Origin of the sequence: Streptomyces triticisoli (genome assembly GCF_003270085.1) — a bacterium.
Taxonomy (GTDB): Bacteria; Actinomycetota; Actinomycetes; order Streptomycetales; family Streptomycetaceae; genus Streptomyces; species Streptomyces triticisoli.
On sequence record NZ_QFDQ01000271.1, the window covers coordinates 1 to 15,674 of the forward strand.

Below are 15,674 nucleotides of genomic sequence, written 5' to 3' on the forward strand. Positions count from 1 at the left end.
GGCGCGGCACCGCCCTCCGCGTCGTCCACGGCCGCGGCCCGGCGGACGAGCCCGCCGGCGGCGCCGGCCTCGCGGAGACGGACTCCGTGACCGCTCCGCTCGGCGATGTGCTCCGCCCCTGGCAGGAGAAGTTCCCCGGTGTGCCGGTGACCGCCCAGGCCGTGATCGGCCAGGCCGGCGCCCACCTGGTCGACGCCTCCAGGGACGCCGCACTGCTGGTCGTCGGACGGACGGTCCGGCAGGGCGCGCTCGGCACGCACATCGGACCGGTCACCGACGCGGTACTGCGCCACGCGATGCCGCCGGTCGCGGTGATCCCCCACACCTGACCGCGGCCCGCACGGCAGGGCGGCCGGCCACCCGGAGAAGAGACGAGCGGGACGAAAGGCCTCATTTCCGGGCCGGTCGGCTCATGCGGCAAAGGCCCGGACAGGAGTTCACTGGGCCGCACAGTGAGCGGAATCCCGGCAGCCGTACGGCGGCCCGGCCCGAGGAGGTTGCGATGGCCACGCGACAGCTCGACAGCACGACGGTGACCACGCTGGTCGCCGAGGCCACGGCCGCCCCGTCCATGCACAACGCCCAGCCCTGGAGGTTCCGCTTCCTGCCGGACGAGACCCTGCTCCTGCTGTACGCCGACCTCCGGCGGGCCATGCACCGGACCGACCCCGGCAACCGGGCCCTGCACATCGGATGCGGGGCGGCACTGTTCAACCTGCGGGTCGCCGCCGCGCACGCCGGTCTCACTCCCGAGGTCCGGCTGCTGCCCGATCCGGCGGACCCGCTGCTGCTCGCCGCGGTGCACCTCGTGGAGCCTGCCGCGAACGACGGTGATCTACGACGACTGCACCCGGCGATCTCCAGGCGGCACACCAGCCGCTACCCGTTCGCCGAGCAGGACATCCCGGAGGACGTCCGCGCCGCACTGCGGGCGGCGGCGGTCCGGGAGGGCGCCGAGCTGCTCTTCCCCGGACGCTGGCACACCGAGGCCGTACTGGAACTGGTCCGCGACGCGGAGGGCCGGGAGACCCTGGACCCCGACACCAGGGAGGATCTGACGCACTGGACCCGGCTCGGCCCGGAGGCCGACGTCGCCACCGACGGCGTCCCGGAGTACGCCTTCGGACCCCACCGCCGCGACGGAAAGGCTCCGCTGCGCGACTTCGCCGGCCGCCGGCCGGTGGCCGACCGCGGTGCCGCCGACTTCGAACACAACCCGCAGCTGGCCCTGCTGAGCACCCCCGGCGACACACCGGCCGACTGGCTGCTCGCCGGCCAGGCGCTGGAACGGGTCCTGCTGGAGGCGACCTCGGCCGGCCTCGCCACCTCCCTGACCTCCCACCCGTTGGAGAGCCCGGACCTGCGCCTGCTGGCCCGCGACCCGGTGTCGGGCAGCGGCCACGTCCAGATGGTGCTGCGCCTCGGCTACGGACCCGGCGGCCCCGCCAGCCCCCGCCGCCCGGTCCGCGAGGTCCTCGAACTCACCTGAGACCGCACCGGTCGGACCGCACCGAACAGAAGGAGAACAGACCGATGTGCGAATACTGCGGCTGCCAGAGCCTGGCATCGATCGACGAGCTGACCCGCGAGCACGAGACCGTGGTGAACCTCGTCGGCCGGGTGCGACAGGCCCACCGGGACGGCGACATCGCCCGCATGGCGGACCTGGTCCGGCAGATCGCCTCCGTGCTCGACCCGCACACCGAGGTGGAGGAGCACGGCCTGTTCCCCGCCCTCGCCCCGGAGTTCCCCGAGAAGATCGCCGCACTGGAGGCGGAGCACCGCCGTATCGAGCAGGTACTCGCCGAGGCCGCCACCGGCGTCCCGGCGGACCCCGCATGGCCCGCCCGCCTCATCGACGCGCTCGCACTCCTGCGTGAACACATCCTCAAGGAACAGGACGGCGTCTTCCCCGCCGCCCTGGCCTTCCTGAGCACCGAGCAGTGGGAGACCGTCGAAGCGGTACGCACCCGGGCGGCCTCCGGCACACCCCAGCCTTCGGTCCCGTGAGCGCGGAAGCTCAGCGCTCGGCCTGCCGTTCCGTGAAGCTCCAGGCGTACTGGAGCCAGTCGGCGACGGTGACGGCGCTCAGGCCGGCACAGACGAGACGGGCGGCGCGGGGAACGCAGGCGTAGCCGGCGGTCAGGCCGGCGGCGACCCAGACGGAGGTGCAGAAGGGGCAGGACACGAGGTCGCCGACGGCGCGGCGGACGCCGGTGCCACGCGGTTCGTCCGTCACCTCGCCGGCCGGGATGTCGTCGGTGCGGCGGGTGAAGGGGGCACGCAGGAAGCTGGTGACCTTGTCCTTGGTCAGCAGCCGGGACGCCTTGAACGTCGCCCCGCCCAGCAGGACGACGTCCCACGGCGGAACCCGGTCGGGCAGGCGTACGTCCCGGCGGCGGGCCGTCACGGCGAACAGCGCCGCGCCCGCCGTGAACGCCGCCGCCAGCGCGGCGTACCCGCCGAGGGGTACCTCGCCCTGTTCGTCGTAGGACCGCTCCGCGGCCGCCATGGCAGCCTCCCCGGCCGGTGTCGTGAGGATCATGTGGCCCGGCACGAGTGCCCCGCCGGGTGCGGGCTCATTCGTCGCCGGCTTCCTCGTGCCGCAGCAGGTGCCCCATCCGGTCGCAGAACAGATGGCCGACCAGCGCGCCGCCGTAGACGACGAACCCCACGCCGATCAGCCAGGACTCCACCACCAGGATGGTGCCGATGGCGCCGTAGCTGACCGCGTTGGTCACGATCAGCGGGGTGAACACCAGGTACGAGAAGGTCCGCAGGCCCACCAGACCGATCATCGTGGCGACGGCACCGGGGAACAGCAGCCGCCAGCGCACCTGGTGGCCGAGGAAGAAGTGTGGACCCCACCAGAAGAACAGCACGCCGATGCCCACGCTCATCAGCATCCGGTACGTCCCCTCGAGCACGGTGCGGGTGAGCACCTGCCCGTACAGGTACGCCATCAGCACGATCAGCCAGACGAGCTGGCGCCAGATCCGGTGCCACGGGCCGGAGGGCAGCCGCCAGATCCGCTCGTAGGCGTTCTGCACGCTCGACGCGAAGGACACGCCGAACACGAGGAGCAGCACCAGACTCCACACGCTGGTGGTGGCGGCCACCCTGAGCGGCGGGTTGAAGACCTGCGTGAGCACCTTGGAGGACCGGCCGGACAGGTCCATGCCGTCCACCAGCCACAGCGCGAACCCGGCGTGGTGCAGGGGATCGAGCGCGGCCACCACGATCAGCAGGGGCGCCAGGGTGACCAGGGAGAGCGTGGCGAACCCCATCGCCCGGTGCATGAGCTCCAGCCGTTTACCACGCCGGTAGAGCTCAACGGCCCACCCGAGGTGCGTCGTCGGGCGTTCGGTGGACCCCCGCTCACTCAACGCGGCCGCCGCGGGCGTCCGTCTCCGTGACCGGCGCCGTGCGACGCCGCCGGGCGGGACGAAGTCGGACGTGACATGGCGACGGGGCCTCCTCTCCGAGCCGCGGGTGACCGGCACACGGCCGCGCAAACCCATCATCGCGACCCGGTCCGCCCGGCGCACCCGGGCGGCGCGCGGGAACGGGCGGCGTGAGAGCGGCCGACCCGGGTGTCCACCGACCCATGGCGGTGGACAGCAGGACCGCGCGGCGGGGGCGCCGGGCGCCGCGGCAGCGGACGAACCCGGGACTCGGACGGGCCCTGATGCGCTGGGCCACCACGACCGATCACAAGGTGACCGGCGGCCTCCGCATGACGACGGCGTTCTCGTCCTTCCTCCTCGGCGGCGTCCTCGCCCTGCTGATGCGGGCCGAACTCGCCCGTCCGGGAATGCGGTTGTCCAGCACTGAGCAGTACAACCAGCTGTTCACGACTCACGGCACGGTGATGATGCTGCTGTTCGCGATCACCGTGCTCTCGGCGGTGGTGTGGGCCCACCACATGTTCGCCACCGGGGCGGTGCCGCTGCCGTTCTTCTCCCTGACGTCGTTCCTCACCACCGTGCCGACAGGGGTGAAGTTCTTCAACTGGATCGGCACCATGAGCAAGGGTTCGCTGCCCTTCGAGCCCCCCATGCTGTGGTCGCTCGGCTTCCGGACCACTTGCCTCCTATGCGCGGCGGTCGCCCTTCGGCTTGCCCCGCTGGTCCGGGGTGCCGTGCGGCGGCGCGCCGAACGGATCCGGCGAGGTCACGGGGGTCACCGGGGAGCCGGCGCGGCTCTCGCCCTGCTCGGGGCGCAGGGCGGCCGGGTCGCCCCGGGTCGGCTCGGCGCCCGCCTGGAGCTGCTCCAGACGGGCGGTCAGCACCTCGGTCACCGGCAGCCGGTCGGCGTGGGTGCGCTCGTAGGCGAGCAGTTCCTCGACCTGCTCGACGGTCAGTGAGCGCACGCGGCTCTCCAGGGCGACGAGGGGCAGATGGTCGTAGTCGGGCAGGGGCAGGGTGTCGCGGTCGTCGGCCATGGATCTCACTCTCTCTGTGCGACGGCCTCTCCCTGTGCGACGGCCTCGCCTTCGGGCCGGCGGGGTCAGCGGCCGCCCGGCCCGCCGCTGCCGAACGAACCGCTGCTGCCCTCGTCCCAGCGCGGACGCGTCCGCGTCGGGCTCGTGCGGGACCCGAGGTTGCCGTGCTCCCTGAGCTGGTGCGGGGTCAGCCGGTCACGGCTCCTGGGCACCTCGTCGGGCTCGCGGTTCTCCAGGACCTCACCGACCGGGCCGCCCTCCGGCAGCCGCGGCTGCTCCTCCGGGCGCGGCGGGGCGGGCTCGCGGCGGCGGATGCGTACACCCAGCCAGAAGGCGCCGATCAGCAGGGCCAGCACGCAGAGACCGACGATGAACGGCCAGATGCCGACCGCGTAGTCCCGGGCCGCGGCGATGTCCAGCATTGCGGTATTCATGACCCCGCGAGTACCCCTGGCCCCCGCCACGAACCCGCTCACCCGGAGCGTGCCCGCCGGGTCCTCGAACGGTTCTCCTCGCGGATCGCGTCCAGCAGCTCACCCTTGGACATCTTCGAGCGCCCCTCGACGCCGAGGCGCTTGGCCACGTCGTACAGGTGCTCCTTGGACGCACTCTCGTCGACGCCCTCGCCGCTGCGCCCGCCCTGCCCGCGGGGCCGGGCCGACCGCGGGTCCGAGGGGCCCTTGCGGCCGCCCTCCTTGCGCTCCCAGTGGTCGCCGACCTTCTCGTACTTGTGCTTGAGCGCGCCGTACGCCACCCGGTGCGCCCGCTCGCCCTCGCCGTACTCCTCCACCGCGGAGTCGTGGGCCTTGATCCAGGTGTGCCGGGCGTCCTCGGGGGAGCGCTCCAGCGTCGACGGCAGCTCCTGTCGTCCGGGCACGGATCCACCTCCATGACTCGTCCACGTCTCATTGCCCCCGGGCCGCACGAGTGCCCGGCGAAGGAGGCGGAAAACGGCTGGAACCCTTGCCGCCGCCGCGTTTGGCGGCCGCGGCCCCGGCTACCCGCGCGGTGTGACTACGACATCGACCACGACATCTTCGACCAGTGCGCAACAGCAGGAACTCATCCAGTTCCTGGAGGACCGCTTCGCCTGCGCACAGGCATGCACGGAGTGCGCCCGGGCGTGTGCGCTGCGCGCGAGCCTGGTGGATCCGGGCGGCAGCGAGGAGCAGGAACTCCTGCGGCGCAAGGGCATCATGTGCGCGGAGGTCTGCGACGCCACCTGCCGGATGCTGTCCGAGCAGAACAGCCAGGACGAGTCCGGCATCCGCGTCCAGCTGGAGTGGTGCCGGGCCGTCTGCCTGGAGAGCGCGCACGTCTTCGACCGGCACCCGGGCGCCGAGCGGACCGCCGAGGCCTGCCGGGCCACGGCCCGTGCCTGCTCGGACTTCGTGGCGACCCTGGGCTGACCCACGGCGGAGCGACGTGGGAGCCTGGAGGCGTGGGCGATCCCGGGCTGTTCGGTCCAAGATCCGTGACATGGAACCTGCACGGCGACCCGATGATGTGGGTCGCCGGCATCCGGGCCCTGTACCTGCAGGCCCTCCATCCGCGCGCGGTGCGCGGCGTGCTGCAGAACTCCGACTTCCGGCGCGACGCCTGGGGCCGGCTGCTGCGCACGGCCGGCTTCGTCGGGACGACGACGTACGGGACGAGCGAGGCCGCCGAGAAGGCCGGTGCCCGGGTGCGGAAGATCCACAGCATGCTCTCGGCGACCGACCCGGAGACGGGGGAGAGCTACCGGATCGACACCCCCGAGCTGCTGCTGTGGGTGCACTGCGCCGAGATCGACTCCTATCTGCACGTGCTGCGCCGCTCCGGCTTCCCGCTCACCGACGCCCAGGCCGACCGCTACGTCGCCGAACACCGCGTGAGCGCTCGTCTGGTGGGCCTGGACCCGGCCACCGTGCCCGCCGACCGGGCGGAGCTCGCGGCCTACTTCGACAAGGTGCGCCCCGAACTGGCCGCCGGAGCCGACGCACGGGACGTCGACGACTTCCTGCTCCGGCCGCCGACCCACCCGCTGCTCGTCCCGGCGCGGGAGGTGCTGTGGCGCCGCGTGGCGCAACTGGCGTACGCCTCTCTGCCGCCGTACGCCCACGAGCTGTACGGCAGACCGGCCCCCGCACCCGCCACCGTCACCCGCCGGCTGCGCGCCACCGGCGCCCTGCTGCGCTGTGTCCCCGCACGCCTGCGTTGGCAGCTCCCGCCGAAACACATCCTCCGCGCGATGGCCAGGCTCGGGCCTCGGACCCGTCCCGCACCGCACAGGATCGGATGACGGACGGCCGTGCCGGACGGTGCCTCCCCCGGGCGGCGGCACCCTGGCCGAAGTGGATCACCGCGTGTTACGAAGGACCATGAGCGCACACGAGGCACACGGGACGTACGACGCCGTCATCGTCGGCGGAGGGCACAACGGGCTGGTCGCCGCCGCCTACCTGGCCCGGGCCGGACGGTCGGTGCTCGTGCTGGAACGGCTGGACCACACCGGCGGCGCGGCCGTCTCCACCCGCCCCTTCACCGGCGTCGACGCCCGGCTGTCCCGCTACTCCTACCTGGTCAGCCTGCTGCCCCACAAGATCGTCCAGGATCTGGGCCTGGACTTCCGGCTGCGCACCCGCACCGTCTCCTCGTACACGCCCGTCGAACGGGACGGTGTGCCCACCGGGCTGCTCGTGGGCGGGGGAGAGGAGCGTACCCGCAAGGCGTTCGCCCGGCTGACCGGCTCCGAGCGCGAGTGGGAGGCCTGGCAGCGCTTCTACGGCATGACCGGCCGCCTCGCCCGGCGGGTCTTCCCCACGCTCACCGAGCCGTTGCCCACCCGCGAGGAGCTGCGCCGCCGCGTCGACGACGAGGAGGCCTGGCGGATCCTGTTCGAGGAGCCGATCGGCGTCGCCGTCGAGGACCGCTTCGCCGACGACCTGGTCCGCGGCGTGGTCCTCACCGACGCCCTCATCGGAACCTTCGCCGACGCCCACGACCCGTCCCTGGCGCAGAACCGCTGCTTCCTGTACCACGTCATCGGTGGCGGCACCGGCGACTGGGACGTGCCCGTCGGCGGTATGGGCGCCCTGACCGACGCCCTCGCGGCCGCAGCGCGCCGGGCCGGCGCCGTCATCGCCACCGGCCACGAGGCGGTACGGGTGGCGAGCGACGGCAGGAGCGCCGAGGTCACCTACCGCACCCGCGGCGGCGAGGGCACTGTCGGTGCCCGGCACGTCCTGGTGAACGCCTCCCCGCAGGCCTTGGCCACGCTGACCGGCGACACCCCGCCCGAGCCCGCCGAAGGCGCCCAGCTGAAGGTGAACATGCTGCTCAAGCGGCTGCCCAGGCTCCGCGACACCTCTGTCGACCCGCGCGAGGCCTTCTCCGGCACCTTCCACATCGCCGAGGGCTACGAGCAGCTGGCCACCGCCCACGCCCAGGCCGCGGCCGGCGAGCTGCCCGCCGCACCGCCCTCCGAGATCTACTGCCACTCCCTGACCGACCCCACGATCCTCGGCCCCGACCTGGTCGCACACGGTTACCAGACGCTCACCCTGTTCGGCCTGCACACCCCCGCCCGGCTCTTCGCCCGCGACAACGACGCCGTCCGCGAGGAACTGCTGGAGTCGACGCTCGCGCAGCTCGACGCCCACCTCGCCGAGCCGCTCGCCGACTGCCTGGCGACCGACGCGGAGGGGCGGCCCTGCATCGAGGCGAAGACCCCGCTGGACCTGGAGCGGGACCTGCGCCTGCCCGGCGGCAACATCTTCCACCGGGAGCTGAGCTGGCCGTACGCCCAGGAGGGCACCGGCCGCTGGGGCGTGGAGACCCGGCACGCCAACGTGCTGCTGTGCGGCGCGGGCGCGGTGCGCGGCGGCGGGGTCAGCGGAGTGCCCGGGCACAACGCGGCCATGGCGGTCCTCGAAAGTCCGGGCGGCTGAATGCTCCCGCCCGGGCGGGGCACTCCGACAGGGCGAAGGCATCCGTACGACCGGCCGCCCCCGCGGACGGCCGCACCACCCCCACGGGAGGCTCCCATGGCCGACCTCAGCCCGATCGACCTGCAGAAGGCCCTCAGCGGCATGGACTACCCGACGGACAAGCAGCACCTGGTGGAACGTGCCCGCAAGAACAAGGCCGGCGAGAAGATCGTCAGTCGTCTCGACGGACTGAAGCAGGACCACTTCGACGGACCGAACGAGGTGCAGAAGGCCGTCTTCAACGAGTGACGGCCCCCTTCCGAGTCCGCGAGATCCCGTGTGGGTCCGCCGCCCCGTCCCCGGGGGGGGCGGACCCACAGCGCTGCCGGTGGGCGTACGGGTTCTTGACCTCCTCCCCCGGCGGGCCCAGGATCGTCTGCCATGACGCCTGGACAGCCTGGACGGACCGGACACGGGAGCACGGTCGACGGAGTCCTGCGACGCAGCGCCCGGCGCACCCCGGCGCGGGTCGCCGTCGAGTACGGCGAGCGATCGTGGACGTACGCCGAACTCGACGACGCCGTCTCCCGCGCGGCGAACGTCCTGCTCGGCCAGGGTCTCGACCCCGGCGACCGGGTCGGCGCCTACGGCCACAACTCCGACGCCTATCTGATCGCCTTCCTCGCCTGCGCCCGCGCGGGCCTGGTGCACGTACCGGTCAACCAGAACCTCACCGGCGACGACCTCGCCTACATCGTCGGCCAGTCCGGCAGCACGCTGGTCCTCACCGACCCGGACCTGGCCGGACGACTGCCGTCCGGCGTACGGACGTTGCCGCTGCGCGAGGCCGACGACTCGCTGCTCGCCCGGCTGCCCTCCGCGGCGCCGTACGACGGCCCCGAGCCGCGCACCGACGACCTGGTGCAGCTGCTCTACACCTCCGGCACCACCGCCCTGCCCAAGGGCGCGATGATGACCCACCGGGCGCTGGTCCACGAGTACCTGAGCGCGATCACCGCCCTCGACCTCAGCGCGGGGGACCGCCCCGTCCACTCACTGCCGCTCTACCACTCGGCGCAGATGCACGTGTTCCTGCTGCCGTACCTGGCCGTGGGCGCCACGAACGTCATTCTCGACGCACCCGACGGCGACCGGATCTTCGATCTCGTCGAGGCCGGGCGCGCGGACAGCCTGTTCGCCCCGCCCACGGTGTGGATCGGCCTGGCCAACCGCCCCGACTTCGCCACCCGGAACCTCGAAGGGCTGCGCAAGGCGTACTACGGCGCGTCGATCATGCCGGTGCCGGTCCTGGAACGCCTGCGCGAACGCCTGCCGAAGCTCGCCTTCCACAACTGCTTCGGCCAGAGCGAGATCGGCCCGCTGGCCATGGTGCTGGGCCCCGACGAGCACAAGGGCCGGATGGACTCCTGCGGGCGGCCGGTGCTCTTCGTGGACGCCCGGGTCGTCGACGAGGACGGCAAGGATGTGCCCGACGGCACACCCGGCGAAGTCGTCTACCGCTCCCCGCAGTTGTGCGAGGGCTACTGGGACAAGCCCGAGGAGACCGCCGAGGCCTTCCGCGACGGCTGGTTCCGCTCCGGCGACCTCGCGGTCCGCGACCCGCACGGCTACTACACGGTCGTCGACCGGGTGAAGGACGTCATCAACTCCGGTGGCGTACTGGTCGCCTCCCGCCAGGTCGAGGACGCCCTGTACACGCACCCCCAGGTCGCCGAGGCGGCCGTGGTCGGCCTCCCCGACGACCACTGGATCGAGGCCGTCACCGCCTTCGTCGTCCCCCGCGGCGAGGTCACCGAGGCGGAACTGATCGCCCACACCCGCGAAAAGCTGGCCCACTTCAAGGCTCCCAAGAAGGTCCTCTTCGTGACCGAACTGCCCCGCAACGCCAGCGGAAAGATCCTCAAGCGCGAACTGCGGGACAGGTGCGGTGACAAGTGACCACTCACCTGCCGGCAGAACCCACCTTGTCCGTCCCCGGCCTGATCCTGCGCCCCTGGACAGAGGCGGACGCGGGCGGGCTGATCGAGGCGTACCGGGACGACGCCCTGCGCCGCTGGGCGAGTCCGGCCGTGGACGACGAGGCGGGCGCGGCTCGGTGGATCCGGGAGCGGCAGCGGGACTGGGAGGACGGGAGTCGCCTCGCGTTCGCCGTCCTGGAGGACCTCGGGCCCGCCGGACGGGAGCAGTTGGTGGGTCAGGCCGTGCTCAAGGGCGTCGGCCCGGGCACCGTGTCCGGTGAGGTCGGCTACTGGACCACGGCGCACGCGCGCGGCCGGGGGTGGCGCCCCGGGCGCTGCGGGCGTTGACCGACTGGGCCTTCGACACGTTCGGCGACGGGGGACTGGCACGCCTGGAACTCCTGCACCAGGTGGACAACACGGCGTCCTGCCGCGTCGCCCGGAAGTGCGGGTACGAGTTCGCCGGGACCCTGCCCGCGGCGCCGCCCGCCTTCCCCCTCGACGGCCACCTCCACATCCGCACACGGCTCACCCGCACAGGCCCACGGTCCGCCTGACCTCGCCCACCACCTGCGCGGCACCGGCGACTCGGCGAAGCCCGTGGACCCCTCGACGTACCGCTGCGACCGGCAGGCCGACGACGTGGAGGCGCTGCGCGTACCTGGGCCGGAGCGGGCGGACGTACCCGGTGCTGGAGGCCTGGCCGACGGGGAGGCCGTCGGCCGCTGCTTCGCCGAGGCCTCGCCGCCACACCGCCTCCGGCGGACTGACCCCGGCGGCGGGGGAGCGGCCCCGGGAAAGGTCCCGCTCGCGCAACCTGTCGGCGGCCCGGTGCGATCGCTAGGCTGGCCCGCGGACGACGGAATCGGGAGGAGCACGGACGTGGCCGAGAGCACTGTCCAGCAGCACCCGCTCGCGGGATGGGACAAGCCGGAGCTGGATCTCAGCAACGCCGAGTGGCGGTCCAGCAGCCGTGGCCGGGGGGATGTCCAGATCGCCTTTGTCGAGGGGTTCATCGCGATGCGCAACAGCGGTCGCCCGGAAAGCCCCTCCCTGATCTTCACCCCCGCGGAGTGGGGCGCGTTCGTGTCGGGGGCCCGGGAGGGGCAGTTCGACCTCACCTGAGATCACGCCGAGCCGGGGCGCCGGGCCGGGGGTGTCCCCCTCGCTTTTTCGGACACATGACCTTGAAATCCCCGCCCGGGCCGGCAGCTGCGCCAGTCCGGCCCGCGGGAAGGCCGCCGTCCGAGAAGAGGAACCCATGAGCACCCCACCGGTCGTCGCCGCGGTCGACGGCTCCGACGACAGCCTGCGCGCCCTGGACTGGGCCCTCGACGCCGCCCGGAGGCGCGGTGCGCGGCTGCGGGCCGTCCATGTGCGGCAGTACGCGGCGGTCTGGGCCCAGACCGCCGTCCTGGTCGCCGGACCGCCCCGGGGCGACGACGACCCGGTGCTCGACCAGGTGCGCGCCCACCTCGAAGGCCGCACCCGGGATATCGAGGTGGAGTACGCCGGACTGGACGGACTGCCCGGCGCCCTGCTGCCCGAACTCGGCGCCACCGCCCAGCTGTTGGTGCTCGGCTCGCGCGGGCGCGGCGGCTTCGCCAGCCTGCTGCTCGGCTCCAACGGCCTGGCCGCCGCCCGCGACGCCGACTGCCCGGTCGTCGTGGTGCCCCGGCCCGGCCGCGAGGTGCACGGCGAGGCGCCGGGCGGGCCCGGGCCCCGCGTGGTCGTCGGCGTGAACGCCGACAACCCCGACGAGGCCACGCTCGCCCTCGCCTTCACCGAGGCCGTCCTGCGCGAGGCCCGGCTCCAGGTGGTCACCGCCTACCCGTGGCCGGGCCCTACCTGGATGGCGCCCGGCGAGATCGCCCCGCCCGTGATCGACCAGGAGGCCGTGGAGAGCGAGACCCGGACCCTGGTCGAGGGCCTCCTCGCCCCGCACCGCGCCCGCCACCCCGATGTGCGGACGGAGTGCTGGGTCGGACCCGGAGACGCGGCCGGGTACCTGGTCACCGCCTCCCGCGACGCGGAACTGACCGTGGTCGGCCGCCACCGCCGCCGCCTGCTGGCACCGGCCCGCATGATGGGCTCGGTCACCCAGGCCGTCCTGCTGCACGCCGCGAGCCCCATCGCGGTGGTGCCCCCGTCACCCCCACAGGAGTGACGGCGACGACGGGCCGACGGCAGCCGTACCCGCCCTCTTCCCCGCCACGCGGGACCGCTCGGCCGGACCGGGTGATTCCACCGCCGTTCCAGGGCCGCCCGAACGTCGCACGGCAGGCCGGGGCACGTACCATGGCGACATGTCGTTCCTCCGTCGCCGCAGCGCCACGCCCGCCGGGCCCGACTTCGACGTACTGGCCATGGACCCGGGCGACTGGCCCGGCAACCTGGGTGCCGGGCTGCTGCCCGCGCCCGACGGCACCTGCCAGGGTGTGTTCCTGCGCTACGACCTGTTCGGAGGCCGCGGCACCGCGATGATCATCGGCAACCTGCCCGAGGGCTCGCCGGCCCGCGAGGTCGCCGAGGGCGAGATGCCCTTCGAGGTCGCCCAACTGCTGCTGGCCCTGGGCAACGACGAGGAGGTCACCGTCGCCGGCAGCGAGGACACGCCGGTGCTGCAGGGCGACAACCTGCTGATCGTGCGTCGGCTGAAGCTGTCGGAGAGCCGGATCTCCTGTGTGCAGTTCGACCGCAGCGACGGCGTCCTGGTGACCATCGCCGCCTGGGACCGCCCCATCACCGACGACCTGTACGCCCTGCTCAAGCCACTGCCCGCCGAGCTGTTCCAGCAGGGCTGACCGGAAGCGGCGCAAGGGGTCGGCCCCTGAGGGCCGACCCCTCGTGCTCCCCGGCGCCGCTACAGGACCGACGGCTGGATCCGTACGTCGGCGGCCCGCACGAACGCCACCCGGTGGCCGAACTGGATCTCGTAGTACAGATCCTTGCCGATCACCACCCGGTGCGAGTCCGTGGTGAAGGTGACCGAGTAGTCGTACTCGCCCCGCAGCAGATCGCCCACCACGTACTTCTGGCCCGCGAGCAGTTGGTACGGCAGCGGCGACACCGGCTGGACGGGCACGCCCGCCGGGTAGGCCTCCTTCTCCGGGTACGCCCTCCCGTACACGGGCACGCTGTCCAGCCCGGCCTTCGGCGTCACCACGAAGCCGGCCGCGTTCACGGCCGTCGGCTGCTTCGCCGGGTTCTGGAACCAGGCCTTCTGCCCCAGGTACCAGATCGCCGTCCAGTCGCCCTGCCGGCCGGCGACCGCGTACTGCTGCCCGGTCTCCACCCGGGAGGCCACGTCGTTCACGTCGATCGTGGAGTCACCGCCGTCCGGCCGCAGGCCGATGTCCTTGATCAGCGGCGAGGAGGTGTCGGGCTGCGAGTACAGCCGCACCGCGCCGGAGCCGTGCGTGGCGCACGGCTCGCCGCGGGTGACGCAGCCCGTGTACTCGGGCCGGTTCGCGGCGTAGTCGGGGCGGATCGTCACCATGCCGCCGTTCCTGCCCGCGGTCGGCTCGAAGGGGCGGCCCAGCAGCTCGAAGTAGTGCCGCCAGTCCCAGTACGGCCCCGGATCGGTGTGCATGCCCGGGATGTTCCCGGCCGTCGGCCCCGGAACGGTGTCGTGGCCGAGGATGTGCTGCCGGTCCAGCGGGATGCCGTACTTCCCGGCGAGGTACTTCACCAGCCGCGCCGAGGCACGGTACATCGCCTCCGTGTACCAGGCGTCCGGCGAGGCGAGGAAGCCCTCGTGCTCCAGGCCGATCGACTTGGCGTTGACGTACCAGTTCCCCGCGTGCCAGGCCACGTCCTTGGCCCTCACATGCTGGGCGATGTGCCCGTCGGTGGAGCGCAGCGTGTAGTTCCACGACACATAGGTGGGGTCCTGGACGAGATTGAGGACTCCCTCCCAGCGGCCTTCCGTGTCGTGGATGACGATGTACCGGATGGATTGCGACTTCGGCCGGTCGCCCAGGTCGTGGTTGCCGTAGTCGTCGCCGCCGAACTCCTCGTACGGCGCCGGAATCCACTCGCAGGACACCGTGGCCGGACACTCCGTACCGGCCGCGGAGACACGGCGCAGACCCGTCCGGGCCAGCTGGGCGGTGTCGGGGGCGAGGCGGGGCAGCGAGGCCAGGACGACCCGCTGTCCGGCGTCGGTGACGCGCTGCTCACCGGAGCGGATCACGTCGTAGACGTCGTTGGCGTACGCCGCCGCCGTCGTGCTGTCGTCCGCGCCGGAGAACCGGGCCACCGCGCCGTACCAGTCGGCCGGGTCCTCGCTCAGCGGCTCGCCGAGCTTCTTCTGGGCGGCCGCGAGCAGGGCCGCGCCGCCCCTGATGTTCGCCGACTCGTCGTCGCGCAGCCGCTCGGCGGGGATCCCGGTCAGCTCGGCCGCCTTCGTCAGGGTCTTCAGCCGGGAGGGCAGCGCGGAGTTCTCCGGCACCCTCGCATCCGGGCGCAGGGCCGCACGCGCGCCGTCCCCGCGCGGGTCTTCCGCGCCCTCGCTGTGGTGCGGGGCCCCGGCGAGGGCGGTGCGCGCGTCGGTGAGGTGCATCGGCCCGTAGCCGCCGGTCACGCTCGGCGCGCCGCCGTGCCCGTCCCACCGGGACTGCAGATACGACACACCCATCAGCACGCTGAGCGGCACGTGGTACTCGGCCGACGCGGAAGCGAACGCCCGCTGCAGCCGCCCGGTGTCGTCCACGGTCGCGCCCGCGGACGGCGCGGCACCCAGCAGCGGTAACAGCAGCGCCGCCGAGGCGATGACACTCGCCGCGCCGCGCGCACGTCTGCCTCCCGGCACGGGTCTGGGGTCGGTGACGGATCCTCGCAAGGAAGCCTCCTGGTGCGCTCGGGCGTGACGGGGCGTGCGGGGCCGGCGTGGGTCAGTGGTACCGGCTGTCCGACGATCCGTCAATCATGCGCGAGAGAAGGAGAATTCCCACGTCAACGGCCTCCCCGGCGAGTTTCAGCCGGACGTCCGCGAGGCCTGCGCGGCGTCAGTGGCGTACACCAGTGGCCCCGGGGAGACGCTGCTCCGAAAAAGGGGGACCGGAAGAGGGGAGGAAGGCGGGCCGAGGACCGCGCTGAGCGGCGGGCCGCGAGCCCAGCCGATCGGGGAGACGGTGAGGGGCGGCCGTGCGGCAGCCCGAAAGCGGAGCCCAGTGCGGGACCGGGTCGGGACCGAGGCGGAGCGAGGTGGGCGGCGGGCCGCCCGGAGGCCCAGAAGCCGGGGCGAGCGCGGAGCGGGAGCGGGATGGGGCCGACGGCCCCGGGCAGAGCCCGCGGTGGGGAGCGGGCGGGGGCGGGCCGGACGGGGCCCGTGCGGCCCGG

Annotated in this window: 17 protein-coding genes and 2 pseudogenes; 13 read left to right on the top strand and 6 right to left on the bottom strand. The window is 73.2% G+C overall.

Translation table 11 applies throughout. The annotated features are described in order from the left end of the window. The 3 genes from DEP02_RS30730 to DEP02_RS30740 all read left to right on the top strand — a co-directional run. Positions 1-329, top strand: a 329-nt coding sequence (locus tag DEP02_RS30730; RefSeq protein WP_198668672.1) for a universal stress protein, incomplete at its 5' end; no start/stop codon positions are given. Positions 330-502: 173 nt separating this feature from the next. Continuing rightward, positions 503-1,489: an Acg family FMN-binding oxidoreductase gene (locus DEP02_RS30735; protein ID WP_112470949.1), complete on the top strand. Its 987-nt coding sequence runs from the start codon at positions 503-505 to the stop codon at positions 1,487-1,489. A gap of 44 nt (positions 1,490-1,533) precedes the next feature. After that, complete coding sequence (locus DEP02_RS30740) at positions 1,534-2,010, top strand: hemerythrin domain-containing protein (RefSeq protein WP_112470950.1); 477 nt, start codon at positions 1,534-1,536, stop codon at positions 2,008-2,010. A gap of 10 nt (positions 2,011-2,020) precedes the next feature. Here DEP02_RS30740 and DEP02_RS30745 read toward each other — a convergent pair whose 3' ends face one another. Continuing rightward, positions 2,021-2,512, bottom strand: coding sequence for a DUF1360 domain-containing protein (locus DEP02_RS30745; protein ID WP_112470964.1), 492 nt, complete (start codon positions 2,510-2,512; stop codon positions 2,021-2,023). A 67-nt stretch (positions 2,513-2,579) separates the two neighbouring features. Continuing rightward, positions 2,580-3,287, bottom strand: coding sequence for a ribonuclease BN (locus tag DEP02_RS30750; protein WP_332872020.1), 708 nt, complete (start codon positions 3,285-3,287; stop codon positions 2,580-2,582). A 320-nt stretch (positions 3,288-3,607) separates the two neighbouring features. Here DEP02_RS30750 and DEP02_RS34205 point away from each other — a divergent pair. Next, positions 3,608-4,096, top strand: a pseudogene (locus DEP02_RS34205) (cbb3-type cytochrome c oxidase subunit I); the annotation flags it as partial. Here DEP02_RS34205 and DEP02_RS34210 read toward each other — a convergent pair. The 3 genes from DEP02_RS34210 to DEP02_RS30765 form a co-directional block, all read right to left on the bottom strand. Then, complete coding sequence (locus tag DEP02_RS34210) at positions 4,094-4,444, bottom strand: DUF8129 domain-containing protein (protein WP_198668673.1); 351 nt, start codon at positions 4,442-4,444, stop codon at positions 4,094-4,096. The pseudogene DEP02_RS34205 and the gene DEP02_RS34210 sit on opposite strands and share 3 nt — an antisense overlap. A gap of 65 nt (positions 4,445-4,509) precedes the next feature. After that, positions 4,510-4,878 carry a DUF6479 family protein gene (locus DEP02_RS30760; protein WP_112470953.1) on the bottom strand — a complete coding sequence of 123 codons (369 nt, stop codon included), beginning with the start codon at positions 4,876-4,878 and terminating at the stop codon, positions 4,510-4,512. Between the two features lie 38 nt (positions 4,879-4,916). Continuing rightward, positions 4,917-5,321 (bottom strand): ChaB family protein, encoded by a 405-nt coding sequence (locus DEP02_RS30765; protein ID WP_112470954.1) that lies wholly within the window; start codon positions 5,319-5,321, stop codon positions 4,917-4,919. Positions 5,322-5,454: 133 nt separating this feature from the next. On the opposite strand from DEP02_RS30765, the gene DEP02_RS30770 reads away from it, so the two are divergent. The 9 genes and pseudogenes from DEP02_RS30770 (at position 5,455) to DEP02_RS30815 (ending at position 13,135) form a co-directional block, all read left to right on the top strand. After that, the gene (locus tag DEP02_RS30770) at positions 5,455-5,853 is read left to right on the top strand and encodes a four-helix bundle copper-binding protein (protein ID WP_112470955.1); all 399 of its coding nucleotides are present in this window, start codon (positions 5,455-5,457) and stop codon (positions 5,851-5,853) included. 65 nt (positions 5,854-5,918) lie between these two features. Next, the gene (locus DEP02_RS30775) at positions 5,919-6,725 is read left to right on the top strand and encodes an oxygenase MpaB family protein (protein ID WP_269809388.1); all 807 of its coding nucleotides are present in this window, start codon (positions 5,919-5,921) and stop codon (positions 6,723-6,725) included. Positions 6,726-6,804: 79 nt separating this feature from the next. Continuing rightward, complete coding sequence (locus DEP02_RS30780; RefSeq protein ID WP_112470956.1) at positions 6,805-8,373, top strand: phytoene desaturase family protein; 1,569 nt, start codon at positions 6,805-6,807, stop codon at positions 8,371-8,373. 96 nt (positions 8,374-8,469) lie between these two features. Further along, on the top strand, positions 8,470-8,661 hold the full coding sequence (locus DEP02_RS30785; RefSeq protein ID WP_112470957.1) for a DUF2795 domain-containing protein: 192 nt from the start codon (positions 8,470-8,472) through the stop codon (positions 8,659-8,661). Between the two features lie 132 nt (positions 8,662-8,793). Continuing rightward, entirely contained in the window at positions 8,794-10,311 is a 1,518-nt protein-coding gene (locus tag DEP02_RS30790) for an acyl-CoA synthetase (RefSeq protein ID WP_112470958.1), read from the top strand. Beyond that, positions 10,308-10,888 (top strand): annotated as a pseudogene (locus tag DEP02_RS30795) (GNAT family N-acetyltransferase). The gene DEP02_RS30790 and the pseudogene DEP02_RS30795 overlap by 4 nt, the downstream one beginning before the upstream one ends. A gap of 325 nt (positions 10,889-11,213) precedes the next feature. After that, positions 11,214-11,456, top strand: a complete 243-nt coding sequence (locus DEP02_RS30805) for a DUF397 domain-containing protein (RefSeq protein WP_112470960.1) — start codon at positions 11,214-11,216, stop codon at positions 11,454-11,456. 136 nt (positions 11,457-11,592) lie between these two features. Further along, the gene (locus tag DEP02_RS30810) at positions 11,593-12,498 is read left to right on the top strand and encodes a universal stress protein (RefSeq protein ID WP_112470961.1); all 906 of its coding nucleotides are present in this window, start codon (positions 11,593-11,595) and stop codon (positions 12,496-12,498) included. A 139-nt stretch (positions 12,499-12,637) separates the two neighbouring features. Continuing rightward, entirely contained in the window at positions 12,638-13,135 is a 498-nt protein-coding gene (locus DEP02_RS30815; RefSeq protein WP_112470962.1) for a hypothetical protein, read from the top strand. 59 nt (positions 13,136-13,194) lie between these two features. On the opposite strand, the gene DEP02_RS30820 is transcribed toward DEP02_RS30815, so the two are convergent. Beyond that, positions 13,195-15,174, bottom strand: a complete 1,980-nt coding sequence (locus DEP02_RS30820) for an N-acetylmuramoyl-L-alanine amidase (RefSeq protein ID WP_112470963.1) — start codon at positions 15,172-15,174, stop codon at positions 13,195-13,197. Positions 15,175-15,674 lie beyond the last annotated feature (500 nt).